This is a genomic window from Bacillus sp. AF62, assembly GCF_050312695.1.
Classification (GTDB): domain Bacteria; phylum Bacillota; class Bacilli; order Bacillales; family Bacillaceae_G; genus Bacillus_A; species Bacillus_A cereus.
In genome coordinates this window covers 21,017-27,584 of the sequence record NZ_JBNPJZ010000116.1, presented here as the reverse complement: position 1 = coordinate 27,584, position 6,568 = coordinate 21,017, and the positions used below count along the sequence as shown (strand labels likewise).

Here is a 6,568-nt window from a genome sequence, read left to right as displayed (position 1 = left end):
GCCCTTCTTTGATTACCAATTCAACACATTGTTTTTTAAACGTTTCATCATACTGTTTTTTCATCTGAAACACCTCTGTTATGAAGTGACCTTTGTCAATAGTTTTTTACCCATAATATTTTTTCTTGATGGCATACATAAACTTCAGAAATAAGATTTATCGACAGTTAACCACTCTGTTATTCGTGGATTGGTTACCTCAGGTTAATGGTCCGTCGTTAGGCTCTTATAATCTCAATACGTGGATCACATCTTTTCAAATTCTAATAAATAGCTTGTTTATCAGAATTTCAGCCGCGCCAGCAGAGAGGTTGTCATAGATAGCCAGACCTGTAATTCACTATCTCTGAAGCTCATCTATGCCATCAATTGATACTTTGGTCTCTAACTATGAATCCATCAACTTCATATCCCTTCTTCTTTTATTTTCAGTGAATGTTACCTGTTTCTAATCCCCAGATAAAACACCCAAGTTCTCTTGCAATCGCTGTAATGGCCACATTTCGAGGTTTCCCTTGATATATCATGCGATGATATTTTCTTTGTAACCGTTCTACTGCCCGATCCGCGTAGGGAATTACTTCGCTTTGTTGCCCTTTTTGTCTGGCTTTCACTCGTTTCGATTGTAATCCGATTGTTCCCTTTACCAACGCATTTGCACATTCTACAAGAGTAGACCTAACTGTCGAATTGCCTTGCTTTGTAATCGAACTTCAACTGATTTTCTCTCCACTTGAGCTTTCGCTTGGCGTCAATCCTACATAAGCCATACATGCTTTAGTCGTCGGGAACCGAGTGAAGTCTGCAATCTCCACATGAACTGTCATTGCTGCGGTTGTGTCTATCCCTTTTAAGCATCTTAACTTTTCCACTGGTGCTTCGTATCTTTCACTATGAGATAATTCTTCTAGTCTCAGACTGAACCGCTCAATTTTATCAACTAGAAGGTTCTGTTGCAAAGTTTGAAAAAACATCAACCTGCTTACAAAATACGGTTGTAGTTTAAGCAGTTCTGAATAACTGCTGTAATTCCTTGTACGTTGAAAAAGAGAAGTCTGGAATGTGACTTCTCTTTTGTTTGTATATGGCATGAACCGTTTCGATTCCTTTCAAGGTACGTGAAGCATGGCGAAGATTTTGAAATCCTGCGAATTTAACAAAACGTCGTTTGATATGTCTATGGTCTTGTTCGATGAGATTATTGAAATGCTTAACAGTACAATGTTTCGTATGCAGATAAAAGCCATTATGTTTTAGTTTTTTAAACGCACAAAGTAAAGCAGGAGCCTTTCAGAGTAGTTCCTTTATATTCCAAACAATTAGTTAGATATACTAGGATTCATTATATGAATTTTACATATACGCAAGAAATACAAAGGCTAGTGAACTACCCGCCACTTAATGTCCTAACGGACAGTTTGAAGTGGGGGCTTCTCGGTTAGTCGTTACTTTTGGTAACTAACGAATTCGTCCTAAGACAGCCGAGCTAACGCCCTTGTTCCAAGGGTTATTTTATTACTATCTATGCTAACGCCAATAGGCGTATTGCTTCATTTTTGATATTGGTAGCTGCGTTATAATCTCTATCGAGATTTACACCGCATATACAAGAATAGGCTCGCTCAGACAATGACATGTTTTTCATATTTCCACAACTGCTACATGTTTTTGTGGAAGGAAACCATTTGTCTATTTTCACAAGCTGTTTGCCTTGTTCATTTAGTTTATAAGCTAAGAAAGAAGTGAACATACCCCAAGCATTATCAGCGACGCTTTTTCCAAAATGAAGTGCTTGCGATATTCCCTTCATATTTAGATCTTCAATAGCGACAACATCAAAATGAGTAGCCAACTCTTTAGACTTATGATGAAGGAAGTTCTTACGTTGGTTTGCTACTTTTTCATGTAGCTTAGCTACACGGATACGTTGTTTATTCCAACGCTCTGAACCTTTTGTACGTCTTGATAATACTCGTTGAGCATTTGCTAATCGGTCTAACATTTCACGATAGAACTTAGGATAATTGGCTCTCTCATCCTCAGAACTGACGTATAATTGATCCATCGCAAAGTCTAATCCAACAACTGTTTCTACTTCTTTTTGTACGATCTCTTTTTCGTATTCAGTCAAAATGGACACATAGTATTTATCAGTAGGTGTCATAGAAATCGTACATGACTTGATTATATGGTCTTGTGGTATTTCTCTATGCTGTTTGATACGTACCATTTTCAGTTTTGGTAATTTGATATGACCGTTAAGCAACATAATATTTCCGTTCACTACATTCGTTGTATAAGACTTTCTTTCTTTTTTGCTTTTGAATGTCGGGAAGTCATTTTGACCACGAAAGAAATTTTTATAGGCAGTTTGCAAGTTTAGTTGAGCATTTGCCAAAGCTAATGAATCCACTTCTTTTAACCACTCAAATTCTGCTTTGTATTTCGCAGGAGTGGGAAGCTTTTGTTTCTTTAGTTGATCCTTATCATCTTTATGTTTTTCATACGCTTTTTTCCGTTCAGCTAACATTCTGTTATACACGAAACGTACACAACCGAAGGTTTTACGCATAAGATGTGCTTGGTCTTCTGTTGGATACAAACGGAATTTATATGCTTTATTCTGCTTTGTCATATCATTTCACCTCACTTTTCACTTTGCTTTTCAATATATGTTTTTACTACGTCTATTGGCGAAGCACCAGTAGTTAGCAAGCAAAAACTTCTTGACCAAAACATCTCTTTCCAAAGTTTCTTTTTCACTTGTGGAAAGTCTCTTTTAATAAGTCGAGAACTTGCACTTTTATAAGCATTGATGAATTTTGTCATTTCTGTATTAGGGTGTGCCTTGAACAAAATATGAACATGGTCTACATCATGATTCCATTCAACTACTGTGATGTTATAGTTTTCAGATAGTCGAACAAACATATCTTTTGCATAGTCTGACATATCATCAAACACATTTCTTCTGTATTTTACGACTAACACAAGGTGATAATACAACAAGAATACTGAATGATTATTACTTTCTAATTTCATTTATATACCAGCCTTTATCATTTATAAGACTGATTATATTAGAGGTAAAATAAAAAGGAAAACCTTTTGGCTACGCCCTTCACACGCTTGAGGAAGGAGAATTCTTTCGGGAAATTCGTTAAATTAATAAGAAATATAGCCTCATTATCGTAACACTGCATGAATCTTGTTAACTATGCCCGACTGTACCACACAGTTAACAAGATAAATAGTTGACTACCTATATTTCTCAACCTACTCATTCTATAAATCGCCACTTTTTTCTTATATACTAAACTTGTTCTTTCATTATCAAAAATAAGGGGGATGTTTTTCATGAAAGTATTCAAAAATATAACGAGTCTTTTAGTAGCAGGTGCAATCGGGGGGAGTAGCTTATGGATGATACCACTCCATGCAAATGCAGCATCCATAAAAGACAAGCAGAGCTACATGCAACCTCTCGCAAATGAATGGAGCTCCCATTCATCAGGATCCGGTCAAACACAATCCACGATGATGAAATGGAATCTAACAGTATCAGTAGACACGTTAGGGATAGCTGAAAAAATGAATGGTTTATTACAACATACTACATTTCAAAATATAACTAGAGAAATGACAGATCAGACATTTATTTTTGCAAAGAACCGTTACAATGTGATGGTATTTACATCAGATTCTAAATTCCAACATCATTTCCAAGGAATAAAATTCCATGCTAAGTTACATTATAACGGAGCCAATTACAATGTGTATGTATTTGAAAATGGAACCTTCAATACATATAATCAGGAGGAAACGAAACCTTGGGCATGGGCTTATAAAGGGTGGTTACAAAGCAACACTACCGGATCTAACATTCAATTTTATTTACCTAAACTAGGAGCATAAATGTATTTCGTATCAAACAAAAATAGACAGGAGATATATGATGTGTACATATAAAAAGGTGATTTGTGGCGTACTCGGAATTACTTTGGCATTAGGATTGGGGGGCACTATTCCCAATACAGTAAAAGCAGAGACAAGTTTACCGTACAAAAAAGAATGGAAACGTCCTACTATCATTACACAAGAAAACTACGGGGAACATATTCACATACCTATAGGACAGTTCCTATCTCTTTCCCTTGCTGAAAATCCAACGACCGGCTATCACTGGACAACAACAAATATAAATCACCAAATTCCTTTAGTAGGTGAACATTTTCAACCCAATAATACGGGAGACGGGACAGTAGGGAAACCTGGAGTTCACAAATTTCAGTTTAAAGCTATCGAACCTGGTGTCACGAAGTTGCAATTAAAAAAATGGCGCTCATGGGAAGGAGATTCTTCTATTATCGACAAGTTCTATGTCTGGGTACATATAGAAACACCTGAATCAGCATTTTAAAGTGATAGAGACTTCTAAAATAAACCATGCTAAAAAGTATGGTTTATTTTTTTATAAGTACATAACCTACCACTGCTCGTTTCTCTTTCGATAAACGAGCGAATGTAACTCTTTGGCAATACAATTATTATTTAGAAATATATGTATAACGATGATGATAGTAAATTTTTTGAGTTATTAGGGGACGCTCTTAAGACGTAAAGAAAAATGATTTCAAGTGCAATTATCAATACTTGCTGGATTTGTATATCATCCTATACATCAAAGATACAGATTATATTTGATTACAGCCCTTCCCGAACGGGAAAGCCCATCGCCTTTAGGCATGGGATGAAAGTGAGGTTGGATACGGAGTGCAACAAAAAAACCGCAAGGTTTGTGGTACTTTAAGTATCCAAAATGTTGGTATCATTTATTTTTCCACTGTTCTCGTTGTAGTTAAATATCAAAACTGATACACTATGAACATGATGAATGATTAGAGAAGAGCCAAAACAACCGTATCATTACTAAACTACCATTTTGTGTTTTGCCCACGATACAGAAGAAAGATTTTTCTTAACACAAAAGTAGAAGAACGTTTCAAAGAGTTGGTTCAAGAGGTATGTATCGAACTGGATGTTGTTATTGTCGCGATGGAATGTGACAAAGACCACGTTCACTTGTTCTTGAATACCCTTCCAACACTCAGTCCTGCTGATACAATGGCAAAAATCAAAGGAGTGACATCAAAGCGTTTAAGAGAAGAGTTTCCTCATCTCGCGCATTTGCCAAGCCTGTGGACTCGTTCCTATTTTGTTTCTACTGCTGGGAATGTATCAAGTAAGACAATAAAACATTATGTAGAAAGTCAAAAAACAAGGGGGTGAAACTTGTGACACAAACCATGACGGTCAAAGTTAAATTGCTTCCGACAAAAGAACAAATCAGGTTATTGGAACAAAGTAGTCACGAGTACATTAAACTCATTCATACACTTGTATCTGAAATGGTCGAGGCAAAGAAAAGCACAAAGAAAAGTACAAAGGATATTGAAGCCAACCTTCCAAGTGCGGTGAAAAATCAAGCAATTAAAGATGCAAAAAGTGTATTTTCTACAAAAGTGAAAAAGAGTAAATGCCAAATCGTTCCGATTCTAAAAAGACCTGTTTGTGTTTGGAATAACCAAAACTATTCATTCGACTTCACGCACATTTCAATCCCGTTTATGGTAAATGGAAAGTCAACTCGTTTAAAGGTTCGCGCCTTATTAACCGACAAACATAATCGTAACTTCGACTTGTTGAAACACAAGTTAGGTACACTCCGTATCACAAAGAAATCTGGTAAATGGATCGCTCAGATATCTGTCACGGTCCCTACAATAGAAAAAACAGGAACGAAAATTCTAGGAGTAGACTTAGGTCTCAAAGTTCCTGCGGTAGCCATCACAGATGATGACAAAGTTCGTTTCTTTGGAAATGGTAGGAAAAACAAATATATGAAACGTAAGTTTCGAAGTGTTCGTAGGAAGCTAGGAGAAGCTAAAAAACTAAATGCCCTTCGGCAACTTGAGGATAAGGAACAAAGGTGGATGCAAGACCAAGACCACAAAGTGAGTCGTGAAATCGTTGATTTTGCAACGGATAATACTATCTCTGTCATTCGATTGGAACAACTAACGAACATGAGACAGACGGCACGAACAAGCCGTAAAAACGAAAAAAATCTACACACTTGGTCATTCTATCGTCTCGCACACTTCGTCGAGTACAAAGCAAAGTTAGCTGGTATAAAGGTTGAATATGTGAACCCTTCTTATACAAGTCAAACATGTCCAAAGTGTACTGAAAAGAACAAGGCACAGGATAGAAAATATAAGTGTCAATGTGGATTTGAGAAACATCGCGATATCGTTGGAGCGATGAACATTCGCTACGTAACTGTGGTTGGCGGTAATAGTCAATCAGCCTAAGAACCTATATGGTCTGTCTTAGGAGGGGTGATGGCACACCCTCATCTTGAAGGCTGTTCAAAACAGAAATGGACTGCGAACGTTTAGTCATTCAAGAATCCCATCCGTTACACCATAAGGTGTAGGACTTGCGGCTTTAGCCGTGGGAGTGTCAAATGCTTAAACAAGTGAAAATGTACATGAGCATCTTGACA

General features: G+C 36.9%; 7 protein-coding genes and 2 pseudogenes. 4 read left to right on the top strand and 5 right to left on the bottom strand.

Features of this window, described 5'->3' with window-relative positions:
* Positions 1-428 precede the first annotated feature (428 nt).
* The 5 genes and pseudogenes from ACQRBL_RS28425 to tnpA (ACQRBL_RS28405) all read right to left on the bottom strand — a co-directional run bounded on the left by ACQRBL_RS28425 (position 429) and on the right by tnpA (ACQRBL_RS28405) (position 3,042).
* Positions 429-650, bottom strand: a complete 222-nt coding sequence (locus ACQRBL_RS28425; protein WP_411996427.1) for a hypothetical protein — start codon at positions 648-650, stop codon at positions 429-431.
* Positions 651-713: 63 nt separating this feature from the next.
* Complete coding sequence (locus ACQRBL_RS28420; RefSeq protein WP_427736083.1) at positions 714-974, bottom strand: transposase; 261 nt, start codon at positions 972-974, stop codon at positions 714-716.
* A gap of 28 nt (positions 975-1,002) precedes the next feature.
* Positions 1,003-1,290 (bottom strand): annotated as a pseudogene (locus ACQRBL_RS28415) (DDE-type integrase/transposase/recombinase); the annotation flags it as partial.
* A gap of 232 nt (positions 1,291-1,522) precedes the next feature.
* The gene (locus tag ACQRBL_RS28410; protein WP_411996429.1) at positions 1,523-2,635 is read right to left on the bottom strand and encodes an RNA-guided endonuclease TnpB family protein; all 1,113 of its coding nucleotides are present in this window, start codon (positions 2,633-2,635) and stop codon (positions 1,523-1,525) included.
* Between the two features lie 11 nt (positions 2,636-2,646).
* The gene (tnpA, locus tag ACQRBL_RS28405; protein ID WP_411996430.1) at positions 2,647-3,042 is read right to left on the bottom strand and encodes an IS200/IS605 family transposase; all 396 of its coding nucleotides are present in this window, start codon (positions 3,040-3,042) and stop codon (positions 2,647-2,649) included.
* Positions 3,043-3,357: 315 nt separating this feature from the next.
* Between tnpA (ACQRBL_RS28405) and ACQRBL_RS28400 the strand changes: the two genes are divergently transcribed.
* The 4 genes and pseudogenes from ACQRBL_RS28400 (at position 3,358) to ACQRBL_RS28385 (ending at position 6,374) form a co-directional block, all read left to right on the top strand.
* Positions 3,358-3,915, top strand: a complete 558-nt coding sequence (locus ACQRBL_RS28400; RefSeq protein ID WP_000862390.1) for a hypothetical protein — start codon at positions 3,358-3,360, stop codon at positions 3,913-3,915.
* Positions 3,916-3,955: 40 nt separating this feature from the next.
* Positions 3,956-4,420: a protease inhibitor I42 family protein gene (locus ACQRBL_RS28395; protein ID WP_242068179.1), complete on the top strand. Its 465-nt coding sequence runs from the start codon at positions 3,956-3,958 to the stop codon at positions 4,418-4,420.
* Positions 4,421-4,887: 467 nt separating this feature from the next.
* Positions 4,888-5,289: pseudogene (tnpA, locus tag ACQRBL_RS28390) on the top strand (IS200/IS605 family transposase).
* A 5-nt stretch (positions 5,290-5,294) separates the two neighbouring features.
* Complete coding sequence (locus ACQRBL_RS28385; protein WP_411996431.1) at positions 5,295-6,374, top strand: RNA-guided endonuclease InsQ/TnpB family protein; 1,080 nt, start codon at positions 5,295-5,297, stop codon at positions 6,372-6,374.
* Positions 6,375-6,568 lie beyond the last annotated feature (194 nt).

What these genes read in the sequence shown, in the direction of transcription:
- tnpA (WP_411996430.1), bottom strand. Translation starts at nt 3,042, where the DNA reads ATGAAATTAGAAAGTAATAATCATTCAGTATTCTTGTTGTATTATCAC.
- ACQRBL_RS28400 (WP_000862390.1), top strand. Translation starts at nt 3,358, where the DNA reads ATGAAAGTATTCAAAAATATAACGAGTCTTTTAGTAGCAGGTGCAATC.
- ACQRBL_RS28410 (WP_411996429.1), bottom strand. Translation starts at nt 2,635, where the DNA reads ATGACAAAGCAGAATAAAGCATATAAATTCCGTTTGTATCCAACAGAA.
- ACQRBL_RS28420 (WP_427736083.1), bottom strand. Translation starts at nt 974, where the DNA reads ATGTTTTTTCAAACTTTGCAACAGAACCTTCTAGTTGATAAAATTGAG.
- ACQRBL_RS28395 (WP_242068179.1), top strand. Translation starts at nt 3,956, where the DNA reads ATGTGTACATATAAAAAGGTGATTTGTGGCGTACTCGGAATTACTTTG.